14 protein-coding genes are annotated in these 16,703 nt (G+C 45.1%); 6 read left to right on the forward strand and 8 right to left on the reverse strand.

What is annotated here, in order from left to right:
* Nucleotides 1-58 precede the first annotated feature (58 nt).
* A complete protein-coding gene (locus tag QUA23_RS18390) occupies nucleotides 59-2,602 on the reverse strand; it encodes a CBS domain-containing protein (RefSeq protein ID WP_333077539.1) in 2,544 nt (847 codons plus the stop codon).
* Nucleotides 2,603-4,561: 1,959 nt separating this feature from the next.
* Here QUA23_RS18390 and sds point away from each other — a divergent pair.
* Nucleotides 4,562-5,533 carry a solanesyl diphosphate synthase gene (gene sds, locus QUA23_RS18395; RefSeq protein WP_333077540.1) on the forward strand — a complete coding sequence of 324 codons (972 nt, stop codon included), beginning with the start codon at nucleotides 4,562-4,564 and terminating at the stop codon, nucleotides 5,531-5,533.
* A 97-nt stretch (nucleotides 5,534-5,630) separates the two neighbouring features.
* On the opposite strand, the gene QUA23_RS18400 is transcribed toward sds, so the two are convergent.
* Nucleotides 5,631-6,095, reverse strand: a complete 465-nt coding sequence (locus QUA23_RS18400) for a hypothetical protein (protein WP_333061631.1) — start codon at nucleotides 6,093-6,095, stop codon at nucleotides 5,631-5,633.
* A 672-nt stretch (nucleotides 6,096-6,767) separates the two neighbouring features.
* Between QUA23_RS18400 and QUA23_RS18405 the strand changes: the two genes are divergently transcribed.
* The 3 genes from QUA23_RS18405 (at nucleotide 6,768) to QUA23_RS18415 (ending at nucleotide 9,230) form a co-directional block, all read left to right on the forward strand.
* Nucleotides 6,768-7,118, forward strand: coding sequence for a hypothetical protein (locus tag QUA23_RS18405; protein ID WP_006635783.1), 351 nt, complete (start codon nucleotides 6,768-6,770; stop codon nucleotides 7,116-7,118).
* A 107-nt stretch (nucleotides 7,119-7,225) separates the two neighbouring features.
* Nucleotides 7,226-8,746, forward strand: coding sequence for a stress-responsive protein Ycf46 (ycf46, locus tag QUA23_RS18410; protein WP_006635782.1), 1,521 nt, complete (start codon nucleotides 7,226-7,228; stop codon nucleotides 8,744-8,746).
* A gap of 130 nt (nucleotides 8,747-8,876) precedes the next feature.
* Nucleotides 8,877-9,230, forward strand: coding sequence for a DUF1257 domain-containing protein (locus QUA23_RS18415; protein WP_006635781.1), 354 nt, complete (start codon nucleotides 8,877-8,879; stop codon nucleotides 9,228-9,230).
* 410 nt (nucleotides 9,231-9,640) lie between these two features.
* Here the strand turns inward: QUA23_RS18415 and QUA23_RS18420 are convergent, their stop codons facing one another.
* A complete protein-coding gene (locus QUA23_RS18420) occupies nucleotides 9,641-10,054 on the reverse strand; it encodes a glycosyltransferase family 4 protein (protein WP_333077541.1) in 414 nt (137 codons plus the stop codon).
* 128 nt (nucleotides 10,055-10,182) lie between these two features.
* On the opposite strand from QUA23_RS18420, the gene QUA23_RS18425 reads away from it, so the two are divergent.
* Nucleotides 10,183-10,311, forward strand: a complete 129-nt coding sequence (locus QUA23_RS18425; protein ID WP_333077543.1) for a hypothetical protein — start codon at nucleotides 10,183-10,185, stop codon at nucleotides 10,309-10,311.
* Here the strand turns inward: QUA23_RS18425 and QUA23_RS18430 are convergent.
* From QUA23_RS18430 to QUA23_RS18445, 4 genes are all read right to left on the reverse strand, one after another.
* Entirely contained in the window at nucleotides 10,308-10,601 is a 294-nt protein-coding gene (locus tag QUA23_RS18430; protein WP_333077544.1) for a hypothetical protein, read from the reverse strand. The genes QUA23_RS18425 and QUA23_RS18430 overlap by 4 nt on opposite strands.
* 291 nt (nucleotides 10,602-10,892) lie before the next feature.
* Nucleotides 10,893-12,137, reverse strand: a complete 1,245-nt coding sequence (gene epsE, locus QUA23_RS18435; RefSeq protein WP_333077545.1) for an exopolysaccharide biosynthesis GT4 family glycosyltransferase EpsE — start codon at nucleotides 12,135-12,137, stop codon at nucleotides 10,893-10,895.
* Between the two features lie 44 nt (nucleotides 12,138-12,181).
* A complete protein-coding gene (locus tag QUA23_RS18440) occupies nucleotides 12,182-13,477 on the reverse strand; it encodes a glycosyltransferase family 4 protein (RefSeq protein WP_333077547.1) in 1,296 nt (431 codons plus the stop codon).
* Between the two features lie 46 nt (nucleotides 13,478-13,523).
* Complete coding sequence (locus tag QUA23_RS18445) at nucleotides 13,524-14,537, reverse strand: glycosyltransferase (RefSeq protein ID WP_333077548.1); 1,014 nt, start codon at nucleotides 14,535-14,537, stop codon at nucleotides 13,524-13,526.
* Nucleotides 14,538-14,719: 182 nt separating this feature from the next.
* Between QUA23_RS18445 and QUA23_RS18450 the strand changes: the two genes are divergently transcribed.
* The gene (locus QUA23_RS18450) at nucleotides 14,720-15,847 is read left to right on the forward strand and encodes a glycosyltransferase family 4 protein (RefSeq protein WP_333093907.1); all 1,128 of its coding nucleotides are present in this window, start codon (nucleotides 14,720-14,722) and stop codon (nucleotides 15,845-15,847) included.
* Between the two features lie 213 nt (nucleotides 15,848-16,060).
* Here QUA23_RS18450 and QUA23_RS18455 read toward each other — a convergent pair whose 3' ends face one another.
* Nucleotides 16,061-16,576, reverse strand: coding sequence for a serine acetyltransferase (locus tag QUA23_RS18455; protein ID WP_333077550.1), 516 nt, complete (start codon nucleotides 16,574-16,576; stop codon nucleotides 16,061-16,063).
* Nucleotides 16,577-16,703: the final 127 nt, after the last annotated feature.

Here is a 16,703-nt window from a genome sequence, read left to right on the forward strand (position 1 = left end):
AAGCTTTACTTCTATTTAATTTTAAAACTTGGGTATTCCCCTCTTTTTTTAATTGCTTTCAAGGAATTTCGATAGGCAATAATATAGTAAATTTTGTTTGACCAGGCACGCTTTCTACTTGCAGTTCACCTTGGTGTTTTCCCAGAATTTTTTGAACTATATCTAATCCCAAACCACTGCCTTCCCCTGGAGGTTTAGTTGTGAAAAACGGCTCAAAAATTCTCGGCATAATCTCTGGGGGAATCCCTGGACCACTGTCGGTAATACTGACTGATATTACGTTCGCTTGGTGTTTGACATCAATTTTTAACACTCCTTTGTTGCCCATCGCTTGTAAAGCATTGTGAATCAAATTTGTCCAAACTTGATTGAGTTCATCAGGATAGCATAGCACAGAGGGCAAATTAGTACCATAGTTTCTGACTACTTCCACACCGTGTTTGATTTGGTAGTGGTAAAGCGTTAAAACAGTATCAATACCGTCGGTAATATTAGCGATCGCTTTGGAACCTGACTGGTCGTAACGAGAGTAGCTTTTCAAAGCAAAAACGATTTTGGCTGCCCGATCTGTGGCAGTAGCAATATTTTTAGTGCTTTTTTGTACCGTAGCAAATTGGTAGGCAGTTTGTACAATATTTCGACTTTGGCTGTCTTTCAACAAAGGTAAAAAAGGTTCTACATTATTGCAGATGCCGATATCTAATAAAGTACAAGCAAGACTGGCGGCGTCGTCAATTTTTTCTGATTCTAATTGCCCCTGCAAAATTTTTTTTAACTGACGTTTTTCTTTACTTGATAATGTATCTGTTTCTTGGCTGGACTTGTGTAGCAAAGCAAAGAAATCATGTCGCCGTTCTGGAGATAGTTGTTGAAAAAATATCGGCAACTGCTGCAATTGTTCCGTCCAGAAGTCGGCGATGTTCTGCACAGAAGAGCGAATCGCCCCTAAAGGAGAATTGATTTCATGAGCAACTCCGGCAATTAACTGTCCGAGGGCTGCCATTTTTTCTGATTGAATGAGTTCTTTCTGAGTCCGCTTCAGTTCTTCTAAGGTATGAGATAACTCTGCATTTTTTTGGCACAGCGCTGACTCGGCTATTTTGCGGGCGTTGATGTTGCGGGCAACCCAAATAACTGCATCTTTTGAGAACAGAGAAATGCAGGCGGAAAACCAAATTTCGCGACCACAAACTGTTAAGCTGTAGTCAAAATTGAGAGTTTGTTGTGTTTCTAACACTTGCTGAACTAGCACCCACCAATCATCCGGGTTGTCGTCGTCAAAAAAATGTTCTATGGTCAAGCTGACTATATCACAATCTGGCTCAGAAGCCGCTGCCACATTCGTTGGCAAAACTTCTATGTTCCGCTGAATGTCTAGCACGAGAACGATGTCGGTCATCGCTTCAAAAACGGCGCGAACTTTCTTTTCTGAAAAGTGTAATTTTTCTTCGAGCAATTTTCTACCGCTAATTTGTTGCTGCAATTCTTCGTTACTGGCTGCTAGTTGAACCGTGCGGTCTAGAACTCGCTGTTCGAGTTCGGTGTTGAGACGGCGAACTTCAGCTTCAGCGGTAGCGCGGTCTTGTATTTCCTTTTTCAACTGACTGTTGGCATTAATTAATTCTAAAGTTCGCTGTTTGATTTGTTCTTCCAAATTATCATTTAAAATTCGCAATTTTTCCTCGACTTCTGTTCTCCGCAACGCTTCTTTTTGCAATTCTTCGTTCATTTTGTTCAACTCCTGAATTTTGTCGGCAACTGTTTCCTGCAAAAGCTCGACATTTGCGTGCATTTCTACCGGATCTAAGGCCTGCAGCAGGCTAATTTCAGTCACAATTCCGGCTAAATATCCTTCTTCGTCCACCACCACCAAGCGCCGGATGCCGTGCTGCTGCATTAACTGGTGAGCCTGCCACAAGGTGGCTTTTACCTGCAACGGTATCAGCGGAAAACTCATGGCGGCGGTGACGGGAGTACGTGCGAAATCTAGTCCAGAGGCTTGGAATTTAACAATGTCGCGTTCTGTAATTATGCCCACAGGTTTCTGATTTTTGTTGTCGCTGTCGCTGCAAATGACTATGCAGCTTTTCCGCTGGGTTCTCATCTGTTTTGCGACTTCTAAAACTGAGGCGCTGCTTGAGGTAACTATTAATTGTGTCGTCATAATTTCTTCGGCGCGCCACATTTTCAGCAAGTCTGCCGGTTTGAGAATTTGACGGATGCTTTCGCAGGTGATAGCGCCTAGCAAGTTGCCACCTTCGTCTAGGAGGGGTAAATGACGGATTCTTTTCGATCGCAATATGCTCAATACCTTGAAGATATTCCCCGCTTGATCGAGGGAAATAGCGATCGGGTTTTCAGTCATCACCTCAGAAATTGTCACCCCTGCTAGCGGTATTTCGCTAGCAGTTATTTTCACAACATCGCGTTCTGTAAAAATTCCGAGCAATTGCTGCTCAAACGCGATTAAAATGCAACTGGCACTCGCCTGAGTCATTGCAGCAATTGCGACTTTCAAGGGTGTGTCTGGATGTAGCACCGGTGGTTTGGGGTCGATCGCCTGTTCTAGCAATCTTTGCGTATCAGAAACTGTTGTTGACATGGGCAAATCAAGGGGGATAGATGCAGGCGGAACCGGCACTTAATACCATTTTAGATTTCAGATTTTACAGTCGCGGTACGCTAACCGCAATCGAGATTTGACATCGGTCTAAAGTTACATTTTTAGTCGCACAGTGGTATGATTTTTAGTGCGATCGCGCTAAACGGCGATCGGAATTGATACCATACACGTCCTTTGGCCGATAACTGATGTTACTTCTATTTTACCCAAATGTTTTTTCACACTTTTTTTAACAATCTCCTTTTCCCACCCGCTGCCTTAGTCGGCGGGTATTGTGGTAAAGAACGGCTCAAATATTCGTGGCAAAATTACCGGGTAATTCAGTTGCCACTGACGAACAGGCTTGGATTTTCTGCTCTCACCTCTACTTTGAAAACTCGGCAATTCTCTAGAGCTTGTAAAGCATTGTGCCTCAGATTTATCGAAACTTGTTTTACTTCGTCTGAAATCGACAACAATTTGGGCATTTGTTCTTGAAAATTTCTGACAAATTCTACTAAGTATTTTAGTTATTTTAATTAAAAGTTAGTATAGTTTTAACGGGTCAGTAATTTGGAAAATCACTTTGCTACTATCATACATTTATATCAAGAATTGTTTTAAAATTAAAAATTAGTTTTGTGGCTATCTAGGAAATTTTGTTGGGAATATGTGAATAAATGGCAGAGAATATCTGCCTGAATCAGTCATTTAAGCAGCCTTTGATGAAATATGTGATTGCAGTGCAACTTTATGGATTGCTTCTGTTGAGCAAGCAGGTTGCTATATTCAGCAATTTCGCGCGTTATTTCTATAAGTTCTTGACCTACTAAATAGGAATATTGCGATTTTTGGCACAATAACTGACAACTTCAAACTCAGCGTTTTTGATAGCACTTTAATAGCTTTCTCGGAACATGGGCCGCGTTTCCCTGACATGAAACTTGCTGTGAGCGATACAAGCTGCTACTAAATATAATATCCTGGCTCAGAGGCTGTGGGCATTGAACATCGATAACTGTAGCTACCTGTTGCAGTAAGTAGCAGCCCAGAAAATCACGCTACCCGTAATTGTAAATAATAACCCTGCCTTTGCGCGCAAGCATTCAAGGCAGGGTTATTATGGAATATTCCGAATTCTCACGGGTGAAGCGAGGGCGCTACTGCCGACTTCGGCTGCCCAGCAGTACACTACTCGCCCAATCGAGTTATTTTAGCGCTGCGTTCGGCCAACATCAGCAGTACATAAATAGTCATTACATAGCCGGCGGCCAGAATGGGAATAATTAGAGGAATATCGCGATAAATCATAATTAGAACCAAAAGTCAAGGACGAGGAGGAGCAGGACAAGTTCAAGACCTACTACATTAAGTCAGCACGCAAGACCATGCCTTGGTTCTGAAGGCTGTTTTTCCATATCAAGCCTGCGGGAACCTTTAGGCGTTCCCGGTCATCAATAATGATTTACTGCTTTACAGATGCTTAAACAGCCTAAAACCATCCACTTGAGCTGCTTTGAGCTACCGTGCACATAAGATGCGCTACTCTTAACTTCTGATAACTTTTAGCCGCGAGGAACTAAAAATCTGTACCAGAAATTTTGGCTGCGATCGACTAACAAGGCTGGCTCTACGAAACTTTTACAGGCACCTAAAAGCTACCTGCCAGTCTGGCTGTACTTAATGTATAGAATTGTTTAAATCCTTAATACCCATAATAACACAGGGTTTCTGGGATTTAGAGATTTTTTGGCAGTGTCCTTAACAATTCGATACAATAGGGGCAACCCCTCTGACAGCCGGCTACTCACCTCTGGCAGGCGGGTGACTCCCATCGGGTGGCAGATGACAAATAACTGCCGATCGCCTAGATTTTTCTTTTCTATTGCAGAGAATTACCTTAAAATAAAGATATGATATGTAAAATTTTGTTACTTTACGGCTTGAGTCGGCGTATCCATGATCTCTAGCACTCTCCTATTTTCCTCGGTTGAAGAAGACCTGCGACTGTTGACAGAAAACTTAAAACAGTTAGTGGGTGCCCGTCATCCCATCTTGTACGCGGCTGCAGAATACTTATTCGGCACAAAGGGAAAACGAGTGAGACCCGCAATCGTTCTGTTGATGGCCAAGGCGACTATGCCCGATCGGGAAATCACGGAAAAACACCGCCGGCTCGCTGAAATCACAGAAATGATTCACACAGCTAGTCTCGTGCACGACGACGTGGTGGACGAGTCGGATCTGCGGCGGGGAGTGCCGACGGTTCACAGTCGGTTTAACAACCGAGTGGCAGTATTGGCGGGAGATTTTCTGTTTGCTCAATCTTCCTGGCATTTGGCAAATCTAGACAACCTGCCAGTAGTCAAACTGCTTTCAGAAGTGATTATGGATTTAGCTGAGGGGGAAATTCAACAGGGACTCAATGGATTTGACACCAGCTTGTCGATCGAAGCGTACCTCGAAAAAAGTTATTACAAAACAGCGTCTTTAATTGCCAACAGTTCCAAAGCAGCGGGCTGTTTGAGCGAGGTTTCAGCGGAAATAGCAGACGATTTGTACAACTACGGTCGGAACATTGGTTTGGCATTCCAAATAGTAGATGATATATTAGATTTCACCGCTTCAACGGAAACTTTGGGGAAACCAGCAGGCTCGGATCTCAGAAGCGGTAATCTGACAGCACCAGCACTATTTGCCCTAAAAGAAAAACCTTACTTGGAAGTTCTCATAGAACGCGAATTTGCCCAAGAAGGAGATCTAGAGCAGGCCCTGGCACTGGTAGAAGATTCTAAAGGCATAGAGCGATCGCGAGAACTAGCCACAAATCACGCACAGAAAGCCGTCGAATACTTAGCTGCGCTGCCCCATTCAGAGTCCCGTCAAGCTTTGATCGATTTGGCTGAATACGTTTTGAGCAGACTTTATTAGAGGTTAAAAAGTTACACTTTAGTGGTAATGGGGAATTGGTAATGGGAACTTCCCAATGCCTAATGCCCTGTTACCAATTAATAGAAAATTGAGTTGTTTAGGCAATATCCGGCGGTGGAGCCGATCGATACTGTTGCAAGTAAACGTTAATTAAACTCTGTACTTGCTCGCGAGGGATTTCCGTCCCGACTTCCTGATTGCCGGGACTTTCAAAAAAAACAATGCTGTCAAGACCTTCCAGAGCTATCATCTGAAATAAAATGTGAGTGACAGGCAAAAGCACCGGTCTGAGGCGATCGCCCCCAGCCGCCGCAGCCTGCGACGCATCTTTAAGATTGTTCCAAGCATAAATCACCCTCTTCTCCCGTCCCGGTTGCTTGAGATTGCTCAAAACCACGATCGCCCAACTTTGGTCTACCGCTTGCAGGATCGAGTATTCGAGGTGCTGTAGCTGTTGGGCAATTAACACCAGTGCCGGGGCGATCGCCTTTAAGATTTGTGGCGTCGAACCGTCGGGCGGAGCTTTTTCGATCAATGCTTGAATCTGTTGGTCTAAATCCATCAGTCAGTTCTTTGATATCTAAAATTAAAAATTTCAGGTTAGCAGGTCCGCATCCAAGTATATATTACCCAGCACTGCCCTATTAAAGATAAGCTGACACCCATCTAAATTTAATATTTAGCAGCCTAGAGTCCTTGTAGCGAGCATTTGGGCAAAAAAATTAAGTGCGTAACAGCTTACACAAAGTCATCCAAAAAGTCTAACGGTAGGGTGCTGAGTGCTAGCGCTGTCCAGGTGTGTTAAACCTGAGTCCGATCAAAAACCGAAAACGGTTATTTCACGTTCGGATTTTTCACGCTTAAAGCTATAAAAACTGTTTGGGGAGTTTGGTTTCAAAATAAAAGCGCCCAAAGTTAGTAACCTCATGAGCGGGCTGGGTGTTTATGGCGCACCTTACCCCAGATGGCGGCTCAAAGAATTTGTTGGCCCTACTCCTATATATCTATTGTTCATATTTATAGTTGGTCGATCGTCCTTGACGCTACCCCTACCTGCCGCTGCACCTCGGCCCCATCAGCTACACCCCTAGCTTTTTCGTTGTTAACAGACCCAGATTTACCTAAAATGTAACGAAATATTACAAGATGACGCTAAAGCTGCATAGAGGCTTGACAGCAAAGAATTAAGCGGCTAATCTGATATACATACCCGGGTAAGTCAATTCACTGTCATATGCAAGAAAAGCAAAAAGTTACATTGTATCTTCCACCAGAACTGCATCGCCAGCTCAAAATCCGAGCCGCAGTCGAAACTGAACCGATGTCATCAATTGCAGAAAGGGCAATTGTCTTCTACCTAGGAAATCCCGAACTGGTTGACGAAGTAGAAGCCTCCTACGGACAAACCCATCGGGTATACAACTGTCCAGAATGCACGGGTTCAGTAGTAATGCGAGATGGAGAACTGGCCTCCGTAACAAGTCAGCCGAGCGTATTGGCTGAACAGGATCTTCCAGTAAAGCAGGTGTCGGGCGTCAGCGCCAGCACGGCCAAACCGGGAGAGGAAGAATTGGTTCCCTGCTAAGAATGCCTTGCTTCCCCAAAAAGCTAAAACTGAAATTTTCAGTAAGAGGGCGAAGGGCAGCATTGAGATTCAGCAAAGATAGCACCGTCTCTAGTGGGTCGAGGACTATGCAAGAAGAGATCAGTATTCTAATCCAAGCTCAATATCCTCTGATCTACCTCGTGACATCCGAGGAAGAGCGGTGTGAGCAAGCAATTTCGACAATAGCTCAAGCAAAACCACAGCGACGAGTATTTATCTGGACTGTAACTCACGGCATTGTGGAGTATGGTCAACCCCGCACCACCACCCAACACAACACCGTCTCGCCAGAGGCAGCAATAGAATGGGTGATCAGGCAGCGAGAACCCAACAGTAACGCTAGCATCTACATTTTCAAAGATTTACATCCTTTTATAGATTCTCCTCCGGTAACGAGGTGGTTGCGCGATGCGATCGCCAACTTCAAAGGAACGCAAAAGACAATTATACTGATGTCTCCTTTGCAGCAAATTCCGATCGAGCTAGAAAAGGAAGTAGTGGTATTAGACTTCGCGTTGCCAGACATGAAGGAACTAAACCAAGTATTGTCTGGTCAGTTGGAGCAAACGAAATCGCGACGCATTACCACAGAAGCGCGAGAAAAACTTTTAAAAGCAGCCTTGGGATTGACCAAGGACGAAGCTGAAAAAGTTTATCGTAAAGCCCAAGTTTCGACTGGGCGCCTCACAGAAGAAGAAGTAGACATAGTTCTTTCGGAGAAAAAGCAATTAATTCGGCGCAACGGCATTCTAGAGTTCATTGAAGAAGACGAAACCCTGGATGCAGTCGGCGGTTTAGAAGAGCTGAAGCGGTGGCTGAGACAGCGTTCCAACGCCTTTACCGAAAGGGCGAGAGAATACGGTCTGCCCCAACCAAAAGGGATGTTAATTCTCGGCGTACCAGGATGCGGAAAATCGCTGATTGCCAAGACCACCTCCCGCCTGTGGGGACTGCCCCTGCTGAGGCTAGATATGGGTAGAGTCTACGACGGCTCGATGGTGGGTCGATCGGAAGCCAACCTCCGCAATGCCCTCAAAACCGCAGAATCCATCTCTCCAGCCCTCCTCTTCATAGACGAACTAGACAAAGCCTTTGCAGGAGGCACTGGTTCGGCCGACTCAGACGGAGGCACATCCAGCCGGATTTTCGGTTCCTTCCTCACTTGGATGCAAGAAAAGACTTCCCCAGTCTTCGTAATGGCAACAGCCAACCGAATCGAGCGGTTGCCGGGAGAATTCTTGAGGAAAGGCCGATTCGACGAACTCTTCTTTGTTGATTTGCCTACCAAAGAAGAACGCCAAGATATATTTAAGATTCACCTGTCAAAGCGGCGTCGGGAAATTACTCGCTTCGATTTAGAGCAACTTTCCAATGTTTCCGAGGGCTTTTCAGGTGCAGAGATTGAGCAAGCGCTAGTAGCCGCAATGTACGAAGCCTTCGCTCAAGATCGAGAGTTTACGCAGCTAGACATCATCGCGGCCATTAAATCTACAATGCCACTGTCTAAAACAATGACCGAACAGGTCACCGCCCTTCGAGATTGGGCTAGACAGCGTGCACGGCCCGCTGCGTCTTCCGTCGCTGAATACCAGCGAATGGAATTCTAAAAGCTTTCTCCTGGTCCAAACAGGAGCAAAGGCTAGCAACAGCTAGCAGTTCGATTCAAGAGCCGCCCAGCGGCACCGTTAAATCCAGACCGTTGTTGTTTCTCTCTCAGTTTTATTAGGAGGAAATCCAATGTCTCACTTTAGCACTCTGCGTACCAAAATCACCGATGCCGAAATCCTGAAAGCTTCACTGCGCGACTTGGGCATTTCAGTCAAGTCAGAAGCTGATGTTCGTGGCTATAACGGTCAGCGCGTTCGCTCCGACATCGTAGCGATTCTCGAAGGCGAATATGACCTCGGTTGGTCTCGCAATAGCGATGGTTCCTTTGACCTGATTGCCGACCTCTGGGGCGTCGCCAAAAAACACAATCAAACTGAGTTAATCAACTCCATCAACCAGAAGTACGCAGTTAACAAGACCTTGGCCGCAGTCAAGCAGCGCGGTTTGCAAAATGCCAACGTTAAGCTGGTAGTGCAAAACTAATTGATCTGCAGGTTTCCAAGCTCGCGGGTTAACCACACAAACGGGTTAACCCGTTTTTCGATCGCTAGGATGTAGAGGGGGGTCTTTGGGCCGCCACATACTTTTTTAGCACCCCCAAGCAGCAGCTCTCCACGTGAAAGCTGCTGCTTTATGCTTTAATGGCCGGCTACTTAATGCTTCGGGCAATCGTCGAGCGTTTGTTGATAAATTTCAAGTATTCGATCGACTTTGCGTTCCCAATCAAAATGCTGCCGGACTTGTTCCCGTCCCGCACAACCGATACTCTGCCGCTATTCTGGTGAATGAGCCAGCTTGAGCATCGCATCTGTCAGTCCCTGGACAAATCCTTCTTTAGAAGTGGGTTCTACTAAAATACCGCAAGTGGAATTCATATAATCTACCGGACCGCTTCAGTTCGTTGCTATGATTGGCAAGCCCACTGCCATTGCCTCCATCACCACTGCCCCGCCGCATTCCCGCAAACTGGGAAAAACCATTGCATCAGCTTGTTGCATTTTGAGATCGCACTCCTCCTGAGACAGCCACCTACTAAATACAACGCTGCTGTCGATACCTAAACGAGCTGTTTGAGCTTCAAGTTCCCCTCGGATGTGCCCATCACCGATGATTTCCAAGACTGCATCGGTTTGAGCGGCGACGGGCGCGAAGGCTTCCAGCAGCAAATCTACAGCTTTCCAGTCGATCAGCCTGCCTAAAAAAATAAAATGAACCTGCCCGGTCGCTACTCTTGATAAACTAGAGTCCGATCGCCACACCGAGAAATCCACGCCGTTTTCTACAAGTTCAATAATTTTACCCTGCACCCCAGATGCAAGTGCCTGCTTCGTGCGATCGTTTGCCCCTAACAGCGTCTCGGCTTTGATTTTACCGGGAAAAAGACAGACGATTGAAGAAATCGACGCACTGGTGACCGAGCTCGATTAAAATATCAATGGTAGGATTTTGGCGCGATCGAAAAGCCAGAGGAAATTTAACCGACGTGTTCATCGGACCGATAACTACCGGCACTCCCAATCCGAACATCAACGAAGGAACTGTTGCAGAGACTGGTGTCGGTTAGTGTACAACATCAATCTGGTGTTCGCTCACCAGCCGCCGGAGAATACGACGCTGTAGCAATTGGGTGTACAAGTGAGTGAGAAGCCCAAAAGAAAAGTCATTCACTCTTTCAGGGATAAATCGCCCGCAATTGTTAAGCAGCCGGTGCAGCCAAGTGTCGGGTACAAAGTGCATCCGATCGCGCTCTTGTGGAAACAGCTCTGTGAGTTCTGCTTGGGTGCGGGCGTGCGCCACTAACCATGTCTCTATTTGGCGCGATCGAAGTATCCAAAAGTAGCTCTCTTTTGTCACTTTCGACAGAAAATAATCTGGGATGGTTATAGCATAAGACTTTTACCAAAAACCTTGATTTCAGCCATTCTGTTGGAAAATAAATGCTCAAATCCTTGATCTATCTACAGTTGAAAATTTGGCTCTTATTTTTAATTTCCCAGAGTGACAAAAGAGGGGTAGTTGAGCGGCAGCAATGGCTCGCCGCCGAATTTAGTTGAGGCGTTCTGAGCACCAATTACAATTCGCATAACTTGTATGGGACTCAACGAGATTTATGTACTCTGGGATTAAATTTCTTCTTTGGAATCACTAAGACGGGTTAGTTATTCCAAGTTTTTCCAAGCACTGAGCTAAAGTTTCTGCACTGCGGCCGTGGCTAAATTTGGCGATGATTTTTTTCCGAGCTTCCTGACTGATACTCAGAGCAAGTTCTGGATTTCTGAGGAGATTGGCGATCGCATCTGCCATTTCTTCGGGTTTTTCTGATTGGACTAATACAGCATCCACGCCGTCATCTACTAGCTCAGAAGTTCCGCCTACATTAGTAACTACCGCCGGAACCTCCATCGCCATTGCTTCCATCACAGCAACCGGAACTCCTTCATTCAAACTTGCCAAAGCGAAAACGTGAGCTGCTTCTAGACCTTGGCGAATTGCCTGTTCCGAAACAGCCCCAAGTAGCTCCACGCATTCGGACATCGATTTATCTTCAATCATTTTTTGTAGCTCTTGGTGATATCCGCTGCCCCCTTGTTCATCCTCGCCTGCAATTTGCAGTCTCACGTCAAATCCCCGATTTCGCAGCAATTCTACCGCCTCAACCAAGTATTTGTGACCTTTCACCGGGTTGAGGCGACCGCAAGCAAAAATCTTGCACGGACTTCCTTCTTGCCAAGGCGTGTAAGGGCTGCTGCGTTTAATTTCTGCAAAATTAACTCCCATTGGAGCAACAGCTAATTGTTTGGGAAGAAAGTTCGCTAATTTATTTTTGACATCATTGAGAAGCAGTTGAGATATCACGATCACAAAAGCAGCATTTTTCCATTTTTGTTCCTGATTTGACCCGTACACTTCTAGAGTAGGTCCGTGAAGAGTCATACTGTAAGTACAGCCTGTAAGAATTGAGTTAAATAAGGCTATATTGGCGGCATTGGCACAGGAATGAACGTGGATGTGAGACCAACCTTTTGTTTTTGTTAACCCTGCTAGTTTGCCAGCCACAAAAATCCATGCCAAGAGTCGCACCTTTTCAGATAAGGATGTGCCACTCGCTTTGGCAATAACTGCAAGGCATTGCCACCATGCAGCGGGACCAGCTTTGAGAAGCTCTAGGAATGAGTTAATAAAATCTTTCGCAGCAAAGGGAAATAGATAAACAGTATTTTTTTGAGCTTCTTCTGCCCATACGTGAGAAGCGATCGCTCTGGGGGGCGGTTGAGTTGATACTAAATCTGTTTCAATTCCCAGATCTGCAAGAAATTGTCGCTCCCGCCACAAAAATATGTGTGTTTGGCCTGGGAATTGTGGAATAAAGTATCCAATTTTTGCCTTCATTTCGTACCTGCTTTCTAATTTTTTTACTCAACAATATCGCTCTACTATGTCGATGCACTAACACTTTTGTCACCGAGCATTTTTTCGTAAATCTCGACGATTTTTATGGCTTTGTTTTCCCAGGCAAATTCTCTGGCTTTTTCGATCGCCTTAGCTGACATACGTTCCCGCAGACGATCGTCTTCGACCAACAGCTTAATTTTACTTGTCAACTCCTGGGTGAGATACTCTCTAGAAATCGGCTCTATCTTAAAACCAGTTTCTTCATTCACGTATTCACCAATACCGCCATTATTGGCAACGATGCAGGGAAGCCCACAAGCCATAGCTTCCATTACCACTGCGCCGCCGAACTCTCGGATCGAAGGGAAGCAAAAAATATCTGCTTTCCTGTAATAATCCAGAGTTTCTTGTTGATTTACCCATCCCGCAAAGCTGATTATTTCCCCTAAGTTAAGTTCCTTCACTCTGTTTTCCAAGTTATTTCTTTCTGAACCCTCTCCTACTATGGTTAAGCGTATTTTATTTTGAATTGCCTGCTCTAATTTTCCAATAGACTCAATGACAATATCGGCGCATTTGTAAGGAACTAATCGACCCACAAAAAGCAAATTGATCTGGCTGACATCTTTATCAAGGATATTTGTCGGATGTAAAAATTTCTCCGAAATGCCATTTTCGTAGAACAAAGCAATTCTTTGATCGGGGATTGCAAACAAATCCTTGAGCATATTTAAAGTATAGGTTGAACCTGCTAAGATTTTGTCTGCTTTTTTGTAAGTTTCTACATAACCTGGAATTAATGCTCGACCAACTGCTCTCAAAAAGTTGAATTGAGCAAATTCTTGTCTGGCAGTTTCTTGAAAACCTGGTGGAAAGGGAATGCCCCCATTCACAGGTCCTAGAATAAAAGGAGTCTGCTGGCACACACTGACTACCTTAAACGGATACCGCGGCATCATCGGGGTAATTGCATGAACTATGTCATAATCTCCGTTGAGGATTTTTCCTTTAAATTTTTGATATACTTGTTGATTGAATTCTTCATAAATTGGGTAACTCAATGCATTATAAAGAGGCCAATTTACGCGCCCGTTGGCGGTAATTTTTTCAACTATCTTATAATATTGTTTGGTTAACTTTCCTTCCTCAAGGTAGAATATTTTTTCGTATTCTGGATGTTTTTCAAGAGCTGGTTTATTTCTAATATGGGTAACGAGTGTTGCATCAACTAAATTGTTTATTTGTTGAAAAAAGTTGTAGCCCACCAAAGGTACTGATGCCCAGTCAGGATTGCACTGCTCTACAATTAGTAAAACTTTTAATTTTTGATCGCTCATTTGTTTACTACTCAGGGGTGGACTTTCTGGGATGTTAGCTGTAATTCTAGCTGGCTGAATTAATAGACTTGGTGGTTTTGTATTCGATTAGCTTGCTCTGCTGCCCCAGCAATCGGCGCTGGTGAAACTGGATTTGACCTTGTAGCTGGGGAAATTTGGCTAATACACATGACAAAGCGTAGATGGCTGCCTCTTTAGTTGTGAGGTACCGATGCTTTATATAATAGTTATAGGTGCGATAGGTTGCTAAGGGGTAGCCACTCAATAGTAACAAGCTCCAGCCTTTTGTCGGCCATGTCATTGCCAAGGCTAGGGCTGGCAAGACTAAGCCCCAAAACCATGTGCTGCGCGTTTCTTTGACCCAATGGCGCTCTGGTTCGCTGCCGTGGATCCAGGATCCTTCGGCATAGGCGTAACCCGCTCTTTGAGCCCGCTTCCACCACTGTGCGAAACTCGTCATTTGCGCGTCGTGCAGGGTCATTTCTGCGTCTAAGCGAAGGATTTTCCAACCTTTTTGGCGCAGCCGCAAGCACAGTTCGGGTTCTTCGCCGGCTATTAGTGTGGGATTGAAACCTTCGACTTGCTCAAATGCTGCTACGCGCATCAGGGAGTCGCCACCGCAGGCTTTGGTTTCGCCGATGGGCGTATCCCACTCGATGTCGCACAATTGGTTGTAGATGCTTGCTTCGGGGTATCGTTCACGCCTGCGCCCGCAGACTGCTGCTACGTCTGGTTTGGCTACGAGTTCGCTGTAGGCTCGATCGATCCATCCATCAACTACTTCGCAGTCACCGTCCACAAATTGAACAAATTCGATGTCTGGTCCTAGTTCCAGCAAGCGGGCAAAGCCTTCGTTTCTGGCACGTGCTGCGGTAAACGGTATAGATAAGTCTAGTTCTACTGTATCGGCTCCGATCGATCGGGCTAACTCTAGGCTACCGTCTGTTGAGCCGGAATCGACATAGACGACGCGGGCAACTCTGCCTGTGGCGGAGACTAGGCATTGGCGGAGGCGCTGCCCTTCATTTCGTCCGATCGCCACTAATCCCATTTGTTTCAACCTTTACCTCTTGAATTCGACTCGCGAGTTGCTATTTTAATATTTTAGTGACACTCAAGGTAAGTTTACAATATCTTTATATTGTTAACTTACCTTAATCTGCGGTTTTTGGTGTTAAACTGTCTCTAACCTATTCTGTATTAAGAGCCACACAGATAATGTTGAGTAGAGCTTAGTCAACAATGCTAAATTTAAGTTCTTTTTTCGCACTTTACTGTACGAACCTGGGAGCCAGCCATACATTTTTTTCAATCTGCGAACAGTGGAACTACCCTGACTTTAAAGCCCGCATGATTGTTCCGAATTGCGATCCGTCATGTCGCAGACCGAATCTTGTAGAAGCTGTACCCAGATACTTCAAATGGCTATATTACCGCAGCGCTGACAGACCTAGAAATTGTACAGAAAAGCTTTTCCTCAGAGATGTTAAGGATTTTGATGCAATTTACTTGTGGCCTAACACTTCGATCGAAACCTTTAGGAAAGTTAAACAGGAGAGCACACCCATTCTTTTGGAGCGGATCAACTGTTATACAAAGCCGGCTAAATTTATTATTGATGATGCTTACCATCGCTTGGGAATCGATCCCCAACACCAAATTACTGCCGATACCATTCAGGAAGAGGATGAACAAATTAGTTTGGCTGATTTCATCTTTTGTCCGAGCCCCGAGGTGAAAAAATCTTTTATGGGAGCGGGAGTTCCCGAACATAAACTGATCCTTACCAGTTACGGTTGGTCTCCCAAGCGCTTCCCGCCTTTTGTGAGCGACAAGCCACTATCAGACACGATTACTGTTATCTTTGCGGGCAGCGTTTGCGTCAGAAAAGGAGCTCATTTACTGTTGCGGGCTTGGGAAAAAGCAGGAATTAAAGGCAGACTACTGCTTTGCGGAAGTATGGAGCCAGCAATTGCTGAAACTTGCAGCAGCATTTTAGCACGCTCAGATGTAATTCATAGGGATTACACTAGCGATATTGCCCTTGCTTATCGCGAAGCTGACTTTTTTGCCTTTCCCAGTTTGGAAGAAGGCAGCCCGCTGGTTACTTATGAAGCGATGGCTAACGGTTTGCCAGTTTTAACTTCACCTATGGGAGCGGGTGGCGTTGTCCGAGATGGCAAAGATGGCATAATTGTTTCGCCCTATGATGAAGAAGCGCTAGTGACAGGCTTGCAACAGTTAGCTGGTTGTGCCGATTTGCGGCTTCGGATGAGTAAATCTGCCCGCGAGCGGGCACAGGAATTTACGTGGGAAAAAGTGGCACGGCGGCGCGCTGAGTTGGTACTCGAAAGATTGAAACCAGGTTGAAAAGTGAGGGAGAAAACTTGAGCTTTTGGACGCTCCCGCGACTGAAAGCCACGGGTTTTTTATTTAATTTTAAATCCCAAATTCTAGCTGTTCGCAACTAATCCAATTTCTTTCAAGTTTTACCTCTTGAAAGCAAATACTGAGTAGTTCGTTTTATATTTTAATAAAAGTCCAGCTAATTTCATAATTTTTCTGCGACTTCTAGAAATTTTTTCAGACTTCCTGGGGTTTTTTTTCGATGATTTTTGCGGGAATTCCCACTGCGGTTGCACCCGGTGGCACATCACAAATCACCACAGCATTAGCACCAATCAAAGCATGATCGCCGATCGTTACGGAGCGAATAATTTTAGCTCCTGCACCAATATCGACATGACCACCGATTTTGACATCAGCAACAATTGTCACCTGCTGAAGAATCAGACAGTTAGGACCAATGGAAGCACTGGGATGAATGACCACGCCATTAGGATGAGTCAGCAGCAGTCCTCCTTGTATTTGGCAGTTCAAAGGGATGTCTGTTGCAGTGACAACGCTCCAAAATCGATGCTGGAGCACGTTCCAACGGCCTAAAATATATCCTCCAATTCCACCCTGATGCTGCCACTTTTGATAGTTGCGGATAGATTTAAGCAGTTGGCGACTCGGTTCCCACCACTTGCTAAGTTTTTCGCGGCTCCAGTCTGGTTCTGTAGCAGAAATGATTGACTTAGTGATTGACTCAACCATTGTTTGTGCATTTTTTTGATGATGTTGACAATTGTGCCTGTTTGGGCAGTTTACCTTAAGAAGAATCTCTAACTTGACTAGGGAGATTTATTTAATCTCTGCAGAGTTATAGCAGAAGCCATAAGGA

Origin of the sequence: Microcoleus sp. Pol1C5 (genome assembly GCF_036701115.1) — a bacterium.
Classification (GTDB): Bacteria; Cyanobacteriota; Cyanobacteriia; order Cyanobacteriales; family Microcoleaceae; genus Microcoleus.

Bases quoted from the DNA above. Each gene is read 5' to 3' on its own strand.
- ycf46 (WP_006635782.1), top strand. From the start codon at position 7,226: ATGCAAGAAGAGATCAGTATTCTAATCCAAGCTCAATATCCTCTGATC.
- QUA23_RS18400 (WP_333061631.1), bottom strand. From the start codon at position 6,095: ATGGATTTAGACCAACAGATTCAAGCATTGATCGAAAAAGCTCCGCCC.
- QUA23_RS18455 (WP_333077550.1), bottom strand. From the start codon at position 16,576: ATGGTTGAGTCAATCACTAAGTCAATCATTTCTGCTACAGAACCAGAC.
- epsE (WP_333077545.1), bottom strand. From the start codon at position 12,137: ATGAAGGCAAAAATTGGATACTTTATTCCACAATTCCCAGGCCAAACA.
- QUA23_RS18425 (WP_333077543.1), top strand. From the start codon at position 10,183: ATGGTAGGATTTTGGCGCGATCGAAAAGCCAGAGGAAATTTAACCGAC.
- QUA23_RS18450 (WP_333093907.1), top strand. From the start codon at position 14,720: ATGCTAAATTTAAGTTCTTTTTTCGCACTTTACTGTACGAACCTGGGA.
- sds (WP_333077540.1), top strand. From the start codon at position 4,562: ATGATCTCTAGCACTCTCCTATTTTCCTCGGTTGAAGAAGACCTGCGA.
- QUA23_RS18390 (WP_333077539.1), bottom strand. From the start codon at position 2,602: ATGTCAACAACAGTTTCTGATACGCAAAGATTGCTAGAACAGGCGATC.
- QUA23_RS18440 (WP_333077547.1), bottom strand. From the start codon at position 13,477: ATGAGCGATCAAAAATTAAAAGTTTTACTAATTGTAGAGCAGTGCAAT.
- QUA23_RS18415 (WP_006635781.1), top strand. From the start codon at position 8,877: ATGTCTCACTTTAGCACTCTGCGTACCAAAATCACCGATGCCGAAATC.
- QUA23_RS18405 (WP_006635783.1), top strand. From the start codon at position 6,768: ATGCAAGAAAAGCAAAAAGTTACATTGTATCTTCCACCAGAACTGCAT.